This is a genomic window from Paenibacillus sp. FSL H8-0168, from assembly GCF_038592955.1.
In the GTDB taxonomy this organism is placed as follows: Bacteria; Bacillota; Bacilli; order Paenibacillales; family Paenibacillaceae; genus Paenibacillus; species Paenibacillus polymyxa_B.
The window spans coordinates 2,904,865-2,925,743 of record NZ_CP151948.1; the positions used below are offsets into that span (position 1 = coordinate 2,904,865).

Annotated in this window: 4 protein-coding genes (1 of these 4 running past the window's edge); 3 read left to right on the forward strand and 1 reads right to left on the reverse strand. The window is 50.8% G+C overall.

The window, feature by feature from the left end; all coding sequences use genetic code 11:
* A protein-coding gene (locus MHI21_RS12950; RefSeq protein WP_342420160.1) for a non-ribosomal peptide synthase/polyketide synthase crosses the window boundary here: on the forward strand, window positions 1–16,777 show its end. It extends 25,382 nt beyond the left edge of the window; only the last 16,777 of its 42,159 coding nucleotides appear in the window; its start codon lies off the left edge, out of view; it ends in the stop codon at window positions 16,775–16,777.
* Window positions 16,778–17,662: 885 nt separating this feature from the next.
* On the opposite strand, the gene MHI21_RS12955 is transcribed toward MHI21_RS12950, so the two are convergent.
* On the reverse strand, window positions 17,663–18,556 hold the full coding sequence (locus MHI21_RS12955; protein WP_342418310.1) for a LysR family transcriptional regulator: 894 nt from the start codon (window positions 18,554–18,556) through the stop codon (window positions 17,663–17,665).
* Between the two features lie 347 nt (window positions 18,557–18,903).
* On the opposite strand from MHI21_RS12955, the gene MHI21_RS12960 reads away from it, so the two are divergent.
* Together MHI21_RS12960 and MHI21_RS12965 are read left to right on the forward strand one after the other, a co-directional pair.
* Window positions 18,904–19,344 carry a DMT family transporter gene (locus MHI21_RS12960; RefSeq protein WP_023988632.1) on the forward strand — a complete coding sequence of 147 codons (441 nt, stop codon included), beginning with the start codon at window positions 18,904–18,906 and terminating at the stop codon, window positions 19,342–19,344.
* A gap of 21 nt (window positions 19,345–19,365) precedes the next feature.
* Complete coding sequence (locus MHI21_RS12965; protein ID WP_250261356.1) at window positions 19,366–20,811, forward strand: glycoside hydrolase family 1 protein; 1,446 nt, start codon at window positions 19,366–19,368, stop codon at window positions 20,809–20,811.
* Window positions 20,812–20,879 lie beyond the last annotated feature (68 nt).

Here is a 20,879-nt window from a genome sequence, read left to right on the forward strand (position 1 = left end):
ACGGGAAGTGATGCAAACGAAGCTGGCAACGCTGCGCCATGTCTTTGCCAGCGGCGAAGCGTTGCCGCCACAGCATGTGGCCCGGTTCCAGCAGCTTGTGTCGAGCTTGGCCGGAGCGAAGTTGGTCAATCTCTACGGCCCGACCGAAGCGACAGTGGACGTATCGTACTTCGATTGTGAACCGGATGAGGAATATGGAGTTATTCCAATCGGAAAACCGATCCAAAACATTCGTCTGTACATCGTGAAGGAAGGTACGGAGCAATTGCAGCCGATCGGGGTTGCAGGAGAACTGTGCATCGGCGGTGTAGGTGTAGCCCGCGGTTACCTGAACCGTCCAGAGCTGACGGCCGAGAAATTCGTAGCCGATCCGTTTGCGGGCGGGGAAGCCGGCTATGAACGGATGTATCGCACAGGAGATTTGGCGAGATGGATGGCAGACGGTAACATTGAATATTTGGGCCGGATCGACCATCAAGTCAAAATCCGCGGGTACCGAATTGAGCTGGGCGAGGTCGAATCACAGCTGCTCCAAGTGGAATCGGTACGCGAAGCCGTGGTCACGGCGCGTGCAGATGAGACGGGCCAAAAACAAATGGTGGCCTACTATGTCGCCGGGCAAGAGCTCGGAGCCAGTGAGCTGAGAAGTGAGCTGGGCCAGGAGCTACCAAGCTACATGGTGCCGTCGTACTTTGTACAGCTGGAGCAGATGCCGCTGAGTCCAAATGGCAAAATTGACCGCAAAGCCCTGCCAGCACCGGAAGGCAGCCTGCAAAGCGGAACCGATTATGTCGCACCGCGAACGTGGGTGGAAGTGAAACTGGCGCACATTTGGCAGGATGTACTGGGTCTCACGCAGGTTGGTGTGAAGGAAAACTTCTTCGAGATTGGCGGACACTCGCTGCGGGCGACGACACTGGCCTCGAAGATTCACAAGGAGCTGAACAAGCCGCTTCCACTGCGCAGTATTTTTGAAGCACCAACGATTGAGCAACTAGCAGTCGTACTGGAAGGTCTCGATCAAGTAACCTATGCGTCCATTCCGGTAACGGAAGAACGCAGCTTCTACCCGTTATCCTCGGCGCAAAAACGACTGTATGTGCTGCATCAGTTTGATCCAAGTGATGTGAACTACAACATGCCGTCGGTGCTGCAAGTGAGTGGTCCGCTGGATGTGAAACGAGTAGAAGATGTGTTCCGTCAATTGATCGCCCGCCATGCGACCTTGCGTACCCGCTTTGAGCTGATCGACAGTGAGCCAATGCAATGGGTTGAGGACACCGTGCCGTTCGAGGTGGAATATACGAAGGTACAAGCAGAGCGTGCAACTACGGATACAGATCAGGACACATCTACAGATTTGGATACAGCTACGGACACGACGGTCAGCCAGGAAGCACAAGAACAGGTCCGGCAGTTTGTGCGTCCGTTCGATCTGAAAGCTGCGCCGCTGCTGCGGGTAGGCTTGGTGGATCTGGGCGCACAAGGAGCAGAGCAGGAATCCCAGCATTTACTCATGCTCGATATGCACCATATCGTTTCGGATGGTGTGTCGATGGAGGTACTGACCAATGAATTTGTCCGCTTGTATGGCGGTGAAGAGCTACCGGCATTGCGGATTCAGTACAAGGATTATGCGGTATGGCAGCAAAGCGAAGCCCACCAGGAGTGGATGCAGCGTCAGGAAGCGTACTGGCTGGGTACCTTCCGGGGCGGCGTGCCTGTGCTGGATCTGGCAACCGACTTTGCCCGTCCGGCGGTGCAGAGTACGGCAGGGGATACGATCGAATTCGGACTGGAGCGTGAAGTTAGCGAACGCCTGAAAGAACTGGCTTCGCAAACAGGTTCAACCTTGTATATGGTGCTGCTGGCGGCGTACACTACGCTCTTGCATAAATACACAGGCCAAGAAGATATCGTAGTCGGCACGCCGATTGCTGGAAGACCGCATGCGGAACTGGAGAGTCTGGTAGGTGTCTTCATCAACACGCTGGCAATCCGAAATTATCCGTCTGGCGACCAATCGTTCATGGATTATCTGCAAGAGGTGAAGGAGCATGCGCTCAGTGCTTATGAGCATCAGGACTATCCTTTTGAAGAGCTGGTTGAAAAGCTGAATTTGACGCGGGATACGAGTCGAAATGCGCTGTTTGACACGATGTTTGAGTTGAAAACATTGGAGCAGCAGGAGTTCGAGCTGGAAGGTCTGACCTTGAATTCATATCCGCTGGAAAATAATACGGCCAAATTTGATCTGAGCTTGGATGCAATAGAGCAGCCAGAAGGCATTCTGTGCCGTCTGGAATACAGCACGGCGCTGTACAAGCCTGAAACGATTGCGCGATTGGCGCAGCATTTTACCGAACTCGTACGTGCAATTACACTGCATCCACAACAGCCACTGGCAGCTTTGGATATGGTACCTGCCGAGGAAAAAGCACAAATCATCTCCGGTTTTGGAAATGTGGGGGTAACGGATTGTGCTGCTGTTGAAGCAGGAGCCTTATTCCATACCTATGTGGAAGAACAGGCACAGCTTGTGCCGGATCGCGTGGCGGTGGTGTACGAGGAGCAGCAGCTTACGTACCGAAAACTGAACGAGCGCGCGAACCAATTGGCGCGGAGATTGCGGAACGAAGGCGTTGGACGCGAGTCGATGGTTGGCATTTTGAGCGAGCGCTCGGTGGATATGCTGGTCGGCGTATTGGCGGTATGGAAAGCCGGAGGTGCATATGTACCGTTAGATGCAGACTATCCATCAGAACGTATTCGTTTCATGCTGGAGGACAGCGGCGCGACAGTACTGTTGACCCAAACGGGCTTGCAGGAGCGTGCACTGGGTTGGCTGAATGAAAGCCAATGGGGTCTGGGCGAAGGAAAGAATGAGAGTGAGCTGGAGACGGCGGTTAGCGCTGAAACGATGGAAAGAGACCGCCTTAGTGAAGGCGTAAGCTTGAAATCAGATTCGAAGTCTGACAGCGAAGCAGCATCCGAACCGGCAACAGTGCTGCGTTTGCATACCGTGCTGGTGTTGGACGATGAGTCGCTGTACATCGGAGACACCACCGATATCGAGCCTATTAACGAATCGCAGGATCTGGCGTATGTCATTTACACGTCCGGTACAACAGGACGTCCGAAAGGGGTCATGATTGAGCATCACAGTTTGGTGAATACGGCTGCGGCGTATCGTCGGGATTACCGTCTGAACGAGTTCCCAGTACGACTGCTGCAACTAGCAAGCTTCTCCTTCGACGTGTTCGTCGGGGATATTGCGCGGACGCTCTATAACGGCGGCACGATGGTTATTTGTCCGAAAGACGACCGGATTGATTTTAGCCGTTTGTATGACTGGATTCGCGATTACCAGATTACCGTATTCGAATCGACCCCGGCCCTGATCGTACCGTTTATGCAGCATGTGTATGAACAGGGGCTGGACATGAGCAGTCTGGAACTGCTGATTACCAGCTCGGATAGCTGCAGTGTGACGGATTACCGGGTGCTGCAAGAACGATTTGGCGCAGATATCCGCATTATGAACAGCTACGGCGTCACAGAAGCAGCAATCGACTCCAGCTTCTACGATGAAGATCTATCGAAGCTGCCAAGCAGCGGTAATGTGCCGATTGGTCAGGCGTGGCTGAACGCCCGCTTCTACATTGTGGACAGCCAGCTGAATCCAGTGCCGATCGGCGTACTGGGCGAGCTGTGCATTGGCGGAGCTGGAGTGGCACGAGGCTATCTGAATCGTGCAGACCTGACCGCCGAGAAATTCGTAGCGAATCCATATGTGCCGGGTGAACGATTGTACCGCACAGGCGATTTGGCGCGGTGGATGCCGGATGGCAATGTGGACTTTATCGGCCGGATGGATGATCAGGTCAAAATCCGGGGCTTCCGGATTGAACTCGGCGAGGTGGAAGCGCAGCTGCTGACCGTGGACGGCATTCAGAAAGCCATCGTCACCGCCTGGGAAAACGAAGACGGAGACAAGGATTTGTGTGCGTATGTCGTAGCCTCTGAGGCGCTGAATTTGCCCGAGCTGCGCAACCTGCTGCAGCCCAAGCTGCCGGGGTATATGATCCCGACGTATGTCGTACAACTGGATCATTTCCCGCTGACACCAAACGGGAAAATTGACCGCAAAGCGTTGCCTGCGCCGGAAGCACGGCTTGAAGGAGGCACAGCGTACGTGGCACCGCGGACACTGCTGGAAGAGCAGTTGGTACGTATTTGGCAAAGTGTTTTGAATCACTCGCGGATAGGCATCCAGGATAACTTCTTTGAAGTGGGAGGACATTCTCTGCGCGCGACAACACTGATGGCGAAAATCCATCAGGAGCTGAATTACAAGCTGGCGCTGCGAGATATTTTCCAATATCCGACGATTGAGCAACTGGTGCAGGTGATGGGAGAAGATCAGACACAGCAAACGTATGTATCCATCCCTGTTGCGGAGGAACGTGTATATTATCCGGTTTCCTCGGCGCAAAAACGGATGTACGTGCTGAGTCACCTGGAAGGCGGAGAGGTTAGCTACAATATGCCAGGCGCTTTGATTATTGAAGGTTCCTTGGATAAAACGCGACTGGAGCAAGCCTTCCGCCAGCTGATTGCCCGTCATGAAGCCCTGCGAACCCGATTCGACATGGTAGATGGTGAGGTGATTCAACGGATTGAATCGGGCGTCGCATTCAACGTGGAGCATGTGCAGGCAAGCGAAGAAGAGACCCAGCAGTACGCACAGGACTTTGTACGTGCATTTGATCTCGCACAAGCACCGTTGCTGCGGGTTCAGCTGGTGGAAACCGGACCGGAGCGTCACGTCATGCTCTATGACATGCACCATATTATTTCGGATGGCGTGACTGAAGGAATTATCGTGCAGGAGTTCTCTCAATTGTATGAAGGCAAGGAACTGCCGCCCCTGCGCATCCAATACAAGGACTATGCCGTTTGGCAGCATGCCGATATGCAAAGTGAACGTCTTCGTGAGCAGGAAAGCTACTGGCTGAACACGATGGCTGGTGACATTCCAGCACTGGATATGCCAACGGATTTTGCAAGACCAGCCGCACAGCGTCTAGAAGGAGCTCGATTGGAATTTGCGATCAGCCTGGAGGACAGCGAGCAGTTGAAACAGCTGGCCGCGCAAACGGGATCCACCTTGTACATGGTGTTGCTGGCAGCGTATAGCACGCTCTTGCATAAATATTCGGGGCAGGAGGATATTATCGTCGGCACGCCGATTGCCGGAAGACCGCATGCGGAACTGGAGGGCTTGGTAGGCGTATTCCTCAACACGCTGGCGATCCGCAATTATCCGTCTGGCGACAAAACGTTCCTGGATTATCTGCAAGAGGTCAAAGAGCATGCGCTCAGTGCTTACGAACATCAGGAATATCCTTTTGAAGAACTGGTTGAAAAGCTGAATTTAACGAGGGATACGAGCCGGAATGCGCTGTTTGACACGATGTTTGAGCTGAAAACATTTGAACAGCAGGAGTTCGAGCTGGAGGGTCTGACCTTTAAAACGTATCCGACGGACAATCATACGGCCAAATTTGATCTGACCTTGGATGCAGTGGAGCAGCCGGAAGGCATTCTGTGCAGTCTGGAATACAGCACGGCGCTGTACAAGGCTGAGACCATCGCGCGATTGGCACAGCATTTTACCGAACTTGTACGTGCAATTACCCTGCATCCGCAGCAGCCACTGGCAACTTTGGATATGGTAACTGTCGAGGAAAAGGCACAAATCATCTACGGTTTTGGAGATGTGGGAGTATCGGATGTTGCTGCTGTTGAAGCAGGAGCCTTGTTCCATACCTATGTGGAAGAACAGGCGCAGCTTGTACCAGATCACGTGGCGGTGGTGTACGAAGAGCAGCAGCTTACGTACCGCACACTGAACGAGCGTGCGAACCAATTGGCGCGTAGATTGCGGAATGAAGGCATTGGACGCGAATCGATTGTCGGCATTTTGAGTGAACGTTCAGTGGACATGCTGGTCGGCGTATTGGCGGTATGGAAAGCTGGAGGCGCGTATGTGCCGCTGGATGCAGACTATCCGTCCGAACGTATTCGTTTCATGCTGGAGGACAGTGGTGCGACGGTACTGTTGACCCAAACGGGGTTGCAGGAGCGTGCACAGGTATGGCTGGATGAAAGCAAAACTACATCCGAATCCGCAACGGGGATACGTCTGCATACCGTACTGGCGTTGGACGATGAGTCGTTGTACACCGGGGATACCACAGACGTCAATCACATCAACGAACCGCAGGATCTGGCGTATGTGATCTACACCTCCGGTACAACGGGACGTCCGAAGGGCGTCATGATTGAGCATCGCAGCTTGGTGAATACGGCTGCGGCATACCGTCGGGATTACCGTCTGAACCAGTTCCCGGTACGGTTGCTGCAACTGGCGAGCTTCTCCTTCGACGTGTTCGTCGGGGATATCGCGCGGACGCTTTATAACGGCGGAACGATGGTTATCTGTCCGAAAGACGATCGCATCGACCCAAGCCGTCTATATGGCTGGATTCGCGACTACCAGATTACGGTGTTCGAATCGACCCCGGCCCTGATCGTACCGTTTATGCAGCATGTATATGAACAGGGACTGGACATGAGCAGTCTGGAATTGCTGATCACCAGCTCGGATAGCTGTAGCGTGACGGATTACCGGGTACTGCAAGAACGATTTGGCGCAGATATTCGCATTATGAACAGCTACGGCGTCACGGAAGCGGCGATTGACTCTAGCTTCTACGACGAAGAACTGTCGAAGCTGCCGGACAGCGGCAATGTGCCGATTGGCCAGGCGTGGCTGAACGCGCGCTTCTACATCGTGGACAGCCAGCTGAATCCGGTGCCGATCGGTGTACTGGGTGAGCTGTGTATTGGTGGAGCTGGGGTAGCACGGGGCTACCTGAACCGTGCAGAACTGACGGCCGAGAAATTTTTAGCGAACCCGTACGTACCGGGTGAACGATTGTACCGCACAGGCGACTTGGCGCGGTGGATGCCGGACGGTAATGTGGACTTTATCGGCCGGATGGATTATCAAGTGAAAATCCGCGGCTACCGGATCGAGCTGGGCGAGATTGAAACGGCGATCCAGCGGGTGCCGGGCGTGCGTCAAGCGGTAGTCATCGACCGGACGGATGAGCGTGGACACAAGTACTTGTGCGGATACATCACGGGAGAAGCCGAGCTGCGGATCGAGGAGGTACAGGCCGAACTGGAAGCCGGGCTGCCAGCGCACATGGTGCCAGCACGTTTGATGCGACTGGAGACGATCCCCCTGACGAGCAACGGAAAAATCGACCGCAAGGCCTTGCCGGAACCGGAAGGAAGCATCCATACCGGTGCAGCTTATGTGGCACCGCGTACCACGGTGGAGCAAGTGCTGGCTGGGGTATGGGCCGGAGTACTCGGCGTGGAAGCGGTAGGCACGCAGGATAACTTCTTTGAACTGGGTGGCGATTCGATCAAGGCCTTGCAAGTATCCTCCCGATTGCTGCAAGCAGGTTATCGACTGGAGATGAAAGACCTGTTCAGTCATCCAACCGTGTCTGCCTTGGCACTGAAAGTCCAATCGGTGACCCGATTGGCGGATCAGAGCGAAGTGGTGGGCGCTGTGAAACTGACACCCGTTCAACAATGGTTCTTTGAGCAGAACCTGACGGATGCTCATCATCATAACCAGTCCATTATGCTGCATAGCAAGGACGGTTTTGATGAACCGGCCCTGCGCACAGCGATGGATCAAATCGTTAGCCATCACGACACACTGCGTATCATTTTCCGTCCTAGTGAGCACGGTTATGAAGCCTGGAACCGCGCGATTGGGGAGGGCGAGCTGTATACGCTGGAACGTATGGACTTCAGCCATGAGACTGGGGTGGCAGCGGCGATCGAGGCCAAAGTGAATGAAATTCAGGCGGGTATTCATTTAAGCGAAGGACCGCTGGTGAAGCTGGGGCTGTTCCATTGTCCAGATGGAGATCATTTGCTGATAGCTATTCATCACTTAGTGGTGGATACCGTATCTTGGCGCATTTTGTTCGAGGATATTACGACCGCCTATGAGCAGGCATTGAACGGACAAGCGGCTCGTCTTCCGCACAAAACGGATTCGTTCCGCACCTGGGCGGATGGGCAGTCTCAATATGCGAACAGTCCGGCCATGGCAGCAGAACTCGCATTCTGGCAGGAAATGGAACAAGGCGTATATCAGCCGCTTCCAAAAGACGAGTCCCCTTCTCATTCCTTAAATAGGGACAGCGAGAACATTACAGTTACGTGGACAGCTCAGGAAACGGAGCAGCTGTTAAAACAAGCGCATCGTGCTTACAACACGGAGATGAATGATTTGCTGCTTACCGCATTGGGACTGACGATTCATCGCTGGGCGGGCCTGGAACGAGTGCTCGTGAGCCTGGAAGGTCATGGACGGGAGTCCATTCTGCCAGAACTGGATATTACGCGCACCGTGGGCTGGTTTACGACCCAATTCCCGGTTGTGCTGGATATGAGCGTGGGGCAAGACCTTTCACAGCGCATCAAACAGGTGAAAGAAGGACTACGCCGCATTCCGCAAAAGGGCATTGGCTACGGTATGTTGAGATACCTGTCCGCAGCACGTGAGCAAGAGCGTTTTGTAACCGAACCTGAAATCAGCTTTAACTATTTGGGACAATTTGATCAAGATATGCAAAATCAATCCATTGGCGTATCTCCTTACGCTAGCGGTGCAGAGCTTAGCGCCCATGCAGCCAGATCGCACACGCTGGATATGAACGGACTGATTTCGGAAGGCGAACTGCAATTGACGATCAGCTACAGCAAGCAGGAATATCGTCGTGAAACGATGGAGCAGCTAGCTGAAGCGTTCCGAATCAGTTTGCAGGAAATCATTGCGCATTGCACAGGCCGCAAACAGCAAGAGCTGACGCCAAGCGATGTCATGCTGAAACATGTAACCATGGCCGAGCTGGATCAATTGGTAGAACGGACTCGCGACATGGGGGAACTGGAAAATGTCTATGCGCTGACGCCGATGCAAAAAGGCATGTTGTTCCATAGTCTGATGGATGCAGAGTCAGGTGCTTATTTTGAACAAACGACCTTTGATTTGCATGGACGCTTCCAAGCGGATATTTTCCAAGATAGCTTGAACCATTTGGCGCAGCGGCATGAGATCTTTAGAGCCAATTTCATCAGCGGTTGGCAGGATGAGCCTGTGCAGGTCATTTTCCGCCGCAAGGAGGTTGGTTTTAGATGTGAAGATTTGCGTCATCTGAATGAGCAGGAGCGTGACGCGTATGTGAAGGAATTTATTCGCAAGGACAAGGCAGCCGGATTCGATTTGTCCCGGGATGCGTTGATGCGCGTGGCGATTTTACGAACAGGTGATGAGGATTATTATTTTGTGTGGAGCTCTCATCACATCTTGATGGATGGCTGGTGTGTGGCATTAGTCACGGATGAGGTGTTTGAGGCTTATTTTGCAGCCGTGGAGCATAGAGACCCGAAGCTTGCCCCCGTGACTCCATACAGTCAGTATATTGAGTGGCTTGAAGCACAGGATGTAGAAGCAGCTGCTGCGTACTGGAAGGATTATTTGCTCGGCTATGATCAGCAAACTTCGATTCCGACCGGAAAAGTAGGCGTGAAAGCGGACGGTGCACAATTTGAGCATATCCTGTGCGATCTCGGCAAGGACTTGACCGGACGTATGGAAATGGTGGCTAAGCAGCATCACGTGACCGCGAATACATTGCTGCAAACAGCCTGGGGCTTGCTGCTCCAAAAGTACAACGGTAGTGACGACGCTGTTTTTGGCGGTGTAGTGTCTGGTCGTCCAGCGGATATTACGGGGATCGAAAATATGGTGGGCTTGTTCATTAACACCATTCCAATACGTATCCGCAGTGGGGCTGAGGACACCTTTGCTGACATGATCAGAACGAATCAGCAGCAGGCGCTGACTTCTCAAGATTATGAAACGTATCCGCTATATGAAATTCAAGCCTTGAGCGAGCAAAAGCAAGATCTGATCAACCACATTATCGTGTTTGAAAACTATCCGGTGGAGGAGCAGGTCGAGCAACTTGGCGAAGGTCCAGCGTCGGATTTTGAAATTCGCAATGCCGGCATGATTGAACAAACCAACTATGATTTTAATCTGGTCGTTATGCCGCAGGAAGCGATGAAAATCCGATTTGAATACAATGCGAAGCGATATGATCGTGAAGCCGTTGAACGGACTCAGGGCCATCTGATACAGCTGTTGGAGCAGGTGGTGGCGAAGCCGGACATTCGAGTGCATGAGCTGGATATGGTAAGTGAGCAGGAGCGCGAGCAAATTCTCAGCGTATGGGGAAATACAGCTGCTAAGTATCCAAGCGAGCAAACGATTCATGGCTTGTTCGAGACACAAACGGCGCAGACACCGGAACAGCCAGCGTTGTTCTTCGAAGGAGAGCAGTTGACCTATCGCGAGCTGAATGAACGCGCCAATCGTCTGGCTCGTACCTTGCGTAGTCAAGGCGTGACGAAGGATCGACTGGTGGGTCTAATGACCGAGCGTTCGGTAGACTTGATCGTGGGGATCTTAGGCATTTTGAAAGCCGGGGGTGCATATGTGCCCATCGATCCGACGTATCCGGAGGAACGTATCCGCTACATGCTGGACGACTCGGGGGCAGAGGTGTTATTGACGCAAAGCCATCTGGTAGACAAAGCAGCTTTTGACGGTCACGTGCTGGTGCTGAATGGGGCACAGGGTGTGTATCACGAGGATGGTTCCAATCTGGAGTCGCTGTCTGGTCCAAACGATCTGGCGTATGTGATCTATACGTCGGGTACGACGGGGCAGCCGAAAGGCGTTATGGTGGAGCATCGTAATGTCGTACGTTTGGTGAAAAATACAAACTACGCGCAATTGGATGCCGACACGCGCATTTTGCAAACAGGGGCTATTGTTTTCGATGCATCCACCTTCGAAATTTGGGGGGCGCTATTGAATGGTGGACAGCTGGTGCTAGTGAGCCAGGATGTCATTTTGGACGCACCCAAGCTTAAGGAAGCTGTGCGCAGCCACGGCATTACCACGATGTTTCTGACCACACCGCTCTTTAACCAGCTGTCCCAGCAGGATCTGACGCTGTTCGAGGGGATACGGGAACTGCTGGTCGGCGGTGATGTGATGTCCGTAGCACATATGAACCGGGTGCTGGAGGCTCATCCGTCCCTGCGAATCAGTAACATCTATGGGCCGACTGAAAATACGACTTTTTCCACAGTGCATGCGATCACCGGTGTGCAATCGGAATCGGTGCCAATTGGTAGAACGATCCATAATTCAACAGCGTACGTCGTGGACCGTTCGATGCGGCTTCAACCCGTCGGGGTATGGGGTGAACTGCTGGTAGGCGGTGACGGGGTGGCACGTGGATACCGCAACCGTCCGGACCTGACGTCCGAAAAGTTCATCGACAGCCCGTTCCGCAGCGGAGAACGCTGCTATCGCACAGGTGACCTGGTACGCTTGAATGTGGACGGGACGCTGGAATATAAGGGACGGATCGACGCACAGGTGAAAATTCGGGGCTACCGGATCGAACTGGGCGAGGTAGAAACGCAGCTGTTGAATCTGGAAGCGGTGCAAGAAGCTGTGGTCATCGCGCGTGAAGATGAGCAAGGGCAGAAGCAGCTCTGCGCTTATGTGGTCGCCGATGGGGAAGTTGTGGCAAGTGAACTACGCAGCGCTTTGAGCCAGAAGCTACCGGGTTACATGATCCCTTCCTATCTGGTACAGCTGGAACAAATGCCGCTGACACCGAACGGTAAAATCGATCGCAAGGCTTTACCAGCACCAGAAGACAGCCTGCAAAGCGGAGCCGATTATGTAGCACCGCGGACATGGGTGGAAGTGAAGCTGGCGCAAATTTGGCAGGATGTGCTGGGTCTGGCGCAGGTCGGTGTGAAGGAAAACTTCTTCGAGATTGGCGGACACTCGCTGCGGGCGACGACGCTGGCCTCGAAGATTCACAAGGAGATGAACAAGCCGCTTCCACTACGCAGTATTTTTGAAGCGCCAACGATTGAACAACTGGCAGCGGTCATGGAAGGTTTGGATCAAGTGGCGTATGTGTCCATTCCGGTGACGGAAGAACGCAGCTTCTACCCGCTTTCCTCGGCGCAAAAACGACTGTATGTGCTGCATCAGTTCGACCCGAATGATGTGAACTACAACATGCCGTCAGTGCTGCAAGTGAGTGGTCCGTTGGACGTGAAGCGAGTGGAGGACGTGTTCCGTCAACTGATCGCCCGCCATGCAACGTTGCGTACCCGCTTTGAGCTGGTGGACAGTGAGCCGGTGCAATGGATTGAGGACACCGTGCCGTTCGAGGTGGAGTATACGAAGGTACAGGTAGAGGGTGCAACTGCGGACACGATGGTCAGTCAGGAAGCACAAGAACGTGTGCAACAGTTTGTACGTCCGTTCGATCTGCAATCCGCTCCGCTGCTGCGGGTAGGCTTGGTAGATTTGGGTGTACAAGGAACCGAGCAGGAACTACAGCATTTGCTCATGCTCGATATGCACCATATCGTCTCGGATGGTGTGTCCATGGGAGTACTGACCGATGAATTTGTCCGCTTATACGACGGCGAAGAGCTTTCCCCATTGCGTATACAGTACAAGGATTATGCGGTATGGCAGCAAAGCGAAGCCCATCAAGAGTGGATGCAACGTCAGGAAGCGTACTGGCTCGACACCTTCCGGGGTGAACTGCCTGTGCTGGATCTACCGACAGACTTTGCCCGTCCGTCGGTACGAAGTACGGCAGGCGATACGGTGGTGTTCGGGCTGGAGCGCGAAGCAAGCGAACGCCTGAAGGAACTGGCGGCGCACACAGGCTCGACGCTGTATATGGTGCTGCTGGCAGCGTACACCGCGCTCTTACACCAATACAGCGGGCAAGAAGATATTGTAGTCGGCACACCGATTGCAGGACGACCGCATGCAGATCTGGAGCCAATGATTGGGATGTTCGTCGGAACGTTGGCATTGCGAAACTATCCGACAGCGGAACATACCTTCCGCAGCTACGTGGAAGAAGTGAAAGTTTGTGCTCTGCAAGCCTATGAACATCAGGACTACCCATTTGAGGAACTGGTGGAAAAGCTAAATGTGAAACGGGATATGAGCCGCCATCCGCTGTTCGATACGATGTTTACCCTGCAAACTACCGAGGAAGGCGAACTGCAACTGGCCGATCTGAGCTTCCGTCCATACGGCTTGGAACAAACGCCAGCGAAGTTTGATTTAACGCTGGAAGCCAGAGAGGAAGAGGCAGGTATCCAGTTCGGATTGCAGTATGCAACTGCGTTGTACGAGCGCGAAACGGTAGAACGGATGACGCGTCACTTTGTTCGCTTGGCCGAAGCCGTGGCGGCGAACCCGGATGCGAAGCTGGGTGAGCTGGAGTTGATTACGGCAGAAGAAACCGAGCAGATTCTGAAGGTGTTCAATGATCCGAATGCGCACAGCCTGCTTGGAGCATTGCAAGGACGTTCGCTCAGTGAGCGCTTTGAAGAGCAAGCTGAGCGCAACCCTGAGCGGATAGCAGTCGTGTCTGGGGACACCGCGCTGACCTACACTGAGCTGAATGAGCGTGCGAACCAATTGGCTCGTGTGTTACGAGCGGAAGGGGTCGAAGCAGATCAACCGGTAGGGGTATTGCTGGAACGTTCTGCGGATATCCTGGTGAGCATTCTGGGGGTACTTAAGGCCGGAGGCGCGTATGTGCCGATGGATACGATGTATCCACAGGAGCGCATCGACTACATGCTCCAAGACAGTGGGGCCAGGGTCGTGATTACAAGCAGAGTCGCCAACCTCTCGCTCAGCTTGCCATCCCTAGTACAAGCTGTAGTACTTGACGACGAGGACGTTCAAGCTCAGTTGGGAGCACAGGATGCGAGCAATTTAATCCCTGTCGCCCGCCCGCATAACCTGGCCTATATGATTTACACGTCAGGTACCACCGGCCAGCCGAAAGGGGTCATGATCGAGCAGGGCAGTGTTAGCAATCTGGTAGATGCTTTATTGGAGCGAGTATACAGCCGTTATGAACAGCCGCTTCATGTCGCATGGCTGTCGGCATTTGTATTTGACGCTTCAGTGAAGCAAATCTTTGCCAGCTTGCTGTTAGGCCACACCCTGCACGTGGTGTCCCGTGACGTCAGTCTGAGCGGAGAGCATTTGATCGCCTACTACCGCACGCACCGGATTGATCTGTCGGACGGCACACCTGCGCATCTGCATATTTTGAACGAAAGCGTCAATGTGACGGAAGCGCCGGAAGTGAAGCATTACCTGATCGGTGGCGAAGCATTATCCGTGCAGCTGGTAAATGTGTTCCTGCACAAGTGGTCCGGGTATCATCCGGTCATTACGAACGTGTATGGTCCGACCGAAACCACGGTAGATGCGACTGCTTATACGGTTGAAGATGTAGAGTCCCTGAACGTACTGCTGGAAAAAGGGGAGCATACGGTATCTATCGGAACGCCGATAGCGAACCAGTCTGTGTACATCTTGAACAGCCAGCAACAGCTGGTGCCGATCGGTATCGCAGGTGAGCTTTATATCGGAGGTGCAGGTGTCGGACGAGGATACCTGAACTTGCCGGAGCTGACGGCAGAGAAGTTCGTCCCGAATCCGTTCGCTGATGCAGCCGATCAAGCGGACAGCACTCACGCAAACCGGATGTACCGGACGGGCGACCTGGCACGGTGGTTGCCAGACGGCAGCATTGAGTATTTGGGCCGGATCGACCACCAGGTGAAAATCCGGGGTTACCGGATCGAGCTGGGCGAAGTGGAAGCGCAGCTGCTGACCGTGGCCGGCATTCAGAAAGCCGTGGTCACAGCATGGGAAAACGAAGACGGACACAAGGACCTGTGTGCCTACATCATAGCTTCAGAGTCCCTGAGTTTGCCGGAGCTGCGCAATGCGCTGCAGCCGAAGCTGCCGGATTACATGATCCCGACGTATGTGGTACAACTGGATCGTTTCCCGCTGACACCGAACGGGAAAATCGACCGCAAGGCGTTGCCGGCACCGGAAGCACGTCTCGAAGGAGGCCAGGAGTACGTTGCACCGCGGACGCCGCTGGAAGCCAAACTAGCCCAAATCTGGCAGGATGTCTTGAAGCTGTCCACCGTAGGAGTCACCGACTCATTCTTTGACGTGGGTGGGCACTCCCTGCGGGCAACGACGCTGGTGGCCAAAATCCATCAGGAACTGGACAGCCGGATTACGCTGCGTGAGGTGTTCCAACACTTTACGATTGAGCAGCAAGCCCAGCTCATAGCTACGCACGGCACAGACACCTATACGATGATCCCTGCGGCGGCGAAACAGGCGTACTACCCGGTTTCCTCGGCTCAAAAACGACTGTACATTTTGAGCCATCTGGAAGGTGGGGATCTTAGCTACAATATGCCGGGTGTATTAACCGTAGAGGGACCGCTTCAGGCCGATCGGCTGGAGGATGCGTTCCGTCAGTTAATAGCCCGCCATGAAACGTTGCGGACTTCCTTTGAAATGGTGGAAGGCGAGGTCGTTCAGCGGGTGTACGATCAAGTGGAGTTTGCAGTAGAGCACTTGCAGGCCAGGGAGTCCGAAGCCGAAGCCTATATCGGGTCCTTTGTACGCAGCTTTGATCTTCGTCAGGCACCACTGCTGCGTGTCCGTCTCCTTCAAACTGGACCAGAGCGCCATCTCCTGATGTACGACATGCACCATATTATTTCGGACGGTGTATCGTCTAACAATATCGTGCAGGAGCTGGTACAACTGTACGAGGGACAGGCATTGGAGCCGTTACAAATTCAGTACAAGGACTATGCCGTGTGGCAGCAGCAGGAGATGCAGCGTGAATCATACCAACGCCGGGAACACTTCTGGCTGGAGCATTTAGCCGGAGAATTGCCGGTACTGGATTTGCCAATTGCTTATCCTAGACCTGCTGTTCGCAGCTTCGAGGGTGCGATGTATGAATTTACAGTGGACGCGAATGTATCCGAGCAACTGCACCGAATTGCGGCACAAACCGGAAGCACGCTGTACATGGTGCTATTAAGCGCCTACACCGTTCTGCTGTCCAAATACAGCGGTCAGGAAGATTTGATCATCGGTACGCCGGTAGCAGGCCGCTTGTTGCCTGAACTGGAGCCACTGATCGGAATGTTCGTCAATACGCTAGCCATCCGGCATCAGCCGAGGGGCAACCAAACGTTCCACAGCTACTTGCAGGAAGCCAGAGATCGTACGCTGCAAGCCTTCGAGCATCAGGATTATCCACTGGAAGAGTTGGTGGAAAAGCTGGATGTAGCACGGGATGCAAGCCGTAACCCGTTGTTTGACACTATGTTTGTACTGGAAAATATGGAGTCACAGGAAGCGAAGCTTGAAATGCTGTCCTTCAGTCCGTATGTTCAGGAGCATCGTATTTCCAAATTCGATTTGACCTTGTCCATGAGTGATGAAGACGGGGAGATCAAGGGTTCGTTTGAATATTGCACGAAGCTGTTTGGAGCTGACGCTATTGAGAGATTAAGCAGGGATTTGATAGCGATCCTGTCCCAGGTTGGGATCAATCCAGATTTACTGTTAAGCGATATTCAGGTGAACTCGGACGAGCAACCGGAAGGCTTCTCGCCGGATTCCATCGACTTTGTTTTCTAAATGCAATGAATTCACTTTGTGTGTGCAAAGGGCGGCGGCTTGTCCGACTGCCCTTGCCTGCAAAGTATTCTTTTTCTGACACAACGCTCAAGTACGTAACAACGCACCATCCAACCGGGGGGGGGAACAGGCCCCGAGAAGCAGGAGGGATGTCATTGAAAGCCTTATTTGAGAAGGAAAAAAATTACTGGAGTCATAAACTGGAATCTGAGGATCATATCATCTGCCTGCCATACACCAACCAGGTGTCCAGGGATACAGCTGCAACGAGTATACGTTTGAAACCAAGGTAGAGGGCCATACGACTCCATATCGTAGAAGGTTGGACGTATCATAAACTCATGAAGAAGTTTGGGATCGCAGATCGAATTGATTACAAGAATGGATCAGAATAATATGACATCATGGTTACCTAAAGTAAACATCCCGACAAAATGGATACTCCAATGCAATATTCAGTCACCCATCGGGATACGGGTGGTGCTTTCCATATGCCAATAGTTAACAGCCGAAGGGCACTGCGGTTGGTACGTCATGTCAGAACGAGGAGATTGATTCAAAAAAATTGGTTGGTAGACTTGAGCTTTGAGTTAATAAAAGAATGTCGGAGGACAAAAGCATGTTGCATTAGGAGCCGCCTAAATGACGGCTTTTTTGTTTTAAGAAATCAAGTTCCTTGCTCCGAGCCAAGGACAAGAACTTGATTATTCCATTGCCGATTAGATATCTACCTATTTAATGCTCACTATACCAACCATCCAGTTGTCGCAGGAGCAGACGACCTCATTCTGGAGCGGTTGAAGCGAGGTTCGTTGACTGTCAAATAAGAAGCCCTCAGTGAGCTTTTTTTAGACAAGTCTTTAATAAATAACCCAATTTATAAATTTATACTGTGCAGCTTTGAAAAAGCTCAATAAACTTCTGAGCTGCTGAAGAAAGGGGCAAGTCTTTTTTGATAGCAATACTTAAAAACCTTTTAGGTATGATTTCTTGGATGGGCACTATGAATAGCTGTTGTTGATCCAAATCGCTGCGAACAAAATCCTCGATTACACACGATATGCCCAAACCTTTTTTAGCAAACTCAATTAACAGTTCCATGGTACTCAGTTCTACTTTAGGTATTACTTTTAAGCCATATGAAGTGAAAAAGTTGTCAATATATTTTCTTGTATTAAGTCCTTTCTGCATGAGAATGATCGGGTAATTTACCACTAGTTCTTTTAAGAATATTGGTTTATCACATATTTCTTTAAATCTCTCACCTACTACAAAACAATCTTGTATTTCTATTTTTCCAATCACCGTCAGCGAATCTCTGCTTCCGTTCAGATTGATGATTCCTATGTCAACTTCGCCTGACTCTAGCTGCTTAATTGTAGAATGAGTAGATTGATCTTTGATATAAATCTCGATATTAGGGTAAGCCAAGGAGAATGTCTCTAGGTATTGCATCAAGAAGTTACTACAAGCTGTTGTGCTTACGGCTATTTTTAGTTGGCCAGCATCTAAATTCCTTAATTCCAAAAATTTTCTTTCAGCCGCCTGTAATAACTCATAGCTTTGTTCTACATATTGAAATAATATCTCTCCTTCCGTAGTAAGGGACACTCCTTGTGCTCTTCTATGGAACAATTGTCCACCTAGCTTATTTTCAAGTAGTTTTATGGACTGACTAACTGCCGATTGTGATGTAAACAGTTCCTTTGCCGCATTAGACATACTTCCAGCTTTTACTGTGATATAGAAGATCTTATAGAGTTCATAATTAATATCCATATAAGTATTTAGTATACCTCCTATATTTATTATTAATTTTACTTATTATACTGCGTGAATTATACTCGGGTTGTCAATGATTAATCGAATAAATTGAGAAGGTGACCAATCTAGTATTCCCATATTTAAGTTATATTATTGACTCATCTGTAGGGGATATTCAATCTTCAGAATTTGAGAGGGGATAATACTGTGAGGCGGGATTACTTTTGCAATGGACACACTTGAAACCGTTCTTTTGGTATTTTCTTTTCTCGTGGTTCTAAAATCGGATAAACGATTTATTGAAGCACTTCGTTCAATTTCAGATTGGCTAATTGATCAAAGTAAGAGAAAGGGGAAAATACATGGCTATCATATTCATAATTTTCGCATTATTGGCAGGAATGGCCTTGCCTACACAATTTAGTGTTAATGCGCAGCTAAGGACGGTGGTGGGATCACCTATTGTTGCTTCGGCCATTTCTTTTACAGTAGGTGCCATCTCATTAATAATCATATCTTTTTTTGTAAAAGGATCGTTGTTCAAAAAAGAATGGTTTGAAGCTCCCTGGTGGATGTGGACAGGAGGACTACTGGGTGCTTTCTATGTATTGGCGACAACCATTCTCATGCCCAGAATAGGAGTAGCAGCTACGGTTGGATACGTTTTAGCTGGACAAATAATCGTGTCGGTGATCATTGATCATTTTGGATTAATTGGTGCTAGTATGCACACTTTGAATATTCCTCGATTATTGGGAGCTCTTTTGGTTATTGCAGGAGTCTTTATCGTACAAAAATTTTAAATACATTTGGGGGAAACGTACATGAGCAAAATAAGAAAAGACTTTCTGTGGGGAGGAGCTATTGCTGCTAATCAAGTAGAAGGTGCACATCGCAGGGATGGAAGAGGGCTAAGTACCGCTGATATTCAGCCGTTTATTCCAGGAGCTGATCCTATTGATCTACATTTTAATGACATGGATTCAGAAACATACGAAAAATACAAACATGGGACATACTATTTCCCTAAGCGCCAAGGAGTACATTTCTACGAACGATACCGTGAGTATATCGATGCGTTAGCAGACATGCATGTAAAAACATTGCGGTTGTCTATTTCTTGGAGCAGGATTTTTCCGAATGGAGATGATACCGTTCCAAACGAGCAGGGTTTGGCCTTCTATGATCGATTATTTGAGTACATGAAAGAAAAAAATATTGAGCCAATCGTCACGATTTTCCATTATGAAATGCCTTTAAATTTGGTTGAGCAATATGGCGGTTGGACAAACCCGAAACTGATTGATTTCTTCGTGAAGTATGGGCAAACCGTCCTGCAAAGATATCACCAAATCGTTAAATATTGGATCATTATCAATCAAATTAACCTTGTCCACAAAGAGGCATTTGCCTCCCTTGGCATACTGAAAGATAAAGTTGATCATTACGAGCAGTCTAAGTTTCAAGCGGTTCATCACCAATTCGTTGCTTCTGCAAAGATTACTGAGTTTGGCCACAAGCTAAATCCATCCCTTCAAATGGGAATGATGTTGGCCGATACATTAACCGCCCCTTATTCATGTGAACCTGCAGATGTCGAACTGAATTTCAGACGGAATCGAATGCAATATTTCTACAGCGATGTTCTGATTCGAGGCGAGTATCCAGAATATGCATCGACGTATTTCGAAGACCATGACATCCAGCTGGAAATTACGGAATCGGAGAAAGAGTTGCTTCGGAACAATACAGCCGATTTCCTTGCAGTCTCTTATTACTGGTCAAATACTGTTAAAGCTAGTGAGAATACGATGGACCCTAATTCTACCGTCAAAAATCCCCATTTGAAAGCGAATCGCTGGGGCTGGTCTATAAATGCTTCAGGATTATATCTCTGCATGTCTAAATATTGGGACAGGTATCATGTTCCCATGATGGTGGCTGAAAATGGTCTTGGATTTAAAGATGTTTTAACAGCGGACAATAAAGTTCATGACGATTATCGCATCGAATACCACCAGGAGCATATTGCAGCACTGAAAGAGGCAATACATGAAGGGGCAGATGTTTTTGCCTATTGTACCTGGGCCCCTTTCGACATCATCAGTGCAGGTACTGCTGAAATGAGCAAAAGATATGGCTTTATTTATGTGGACTATGATGATGAAGGAAACGGAAGTGGACAATTCCATTTTAAAGATAGTTTTTACTGGTATAAGCAAGTTATTGATTCAAACGGCGAGGATCTTCATAGAACCACCAACGATTAGGATGAGAATGACTGAATGATTAAGGCACCCCCGGATCATTTTGTATCGTGTCAGTTATACGGTATGTG

Coding starts and splice junctions, on each gene's coding strand:
- MHI21_RS12955 (WP_342418310.1), bottom strand. CDS start 18,556: ATGGATATTAATTATGAACTCTATAAGATCTTCTATATCACAGTAAAA.
- MHI21_RS12960 (WP_023988632.1), top strand. CDS start 18,904: ATGGCTATCATATTCATAATTTTCGCATTATTGGCAGGAATGGCCTTG.
- MHI21_RS12965 (WP_250261356.1), top strand. CDS start 19,366: ATGAGCAAAATAAGAAAAGACTTTCTGTGGGGAGGAGCTATTGCTGCT.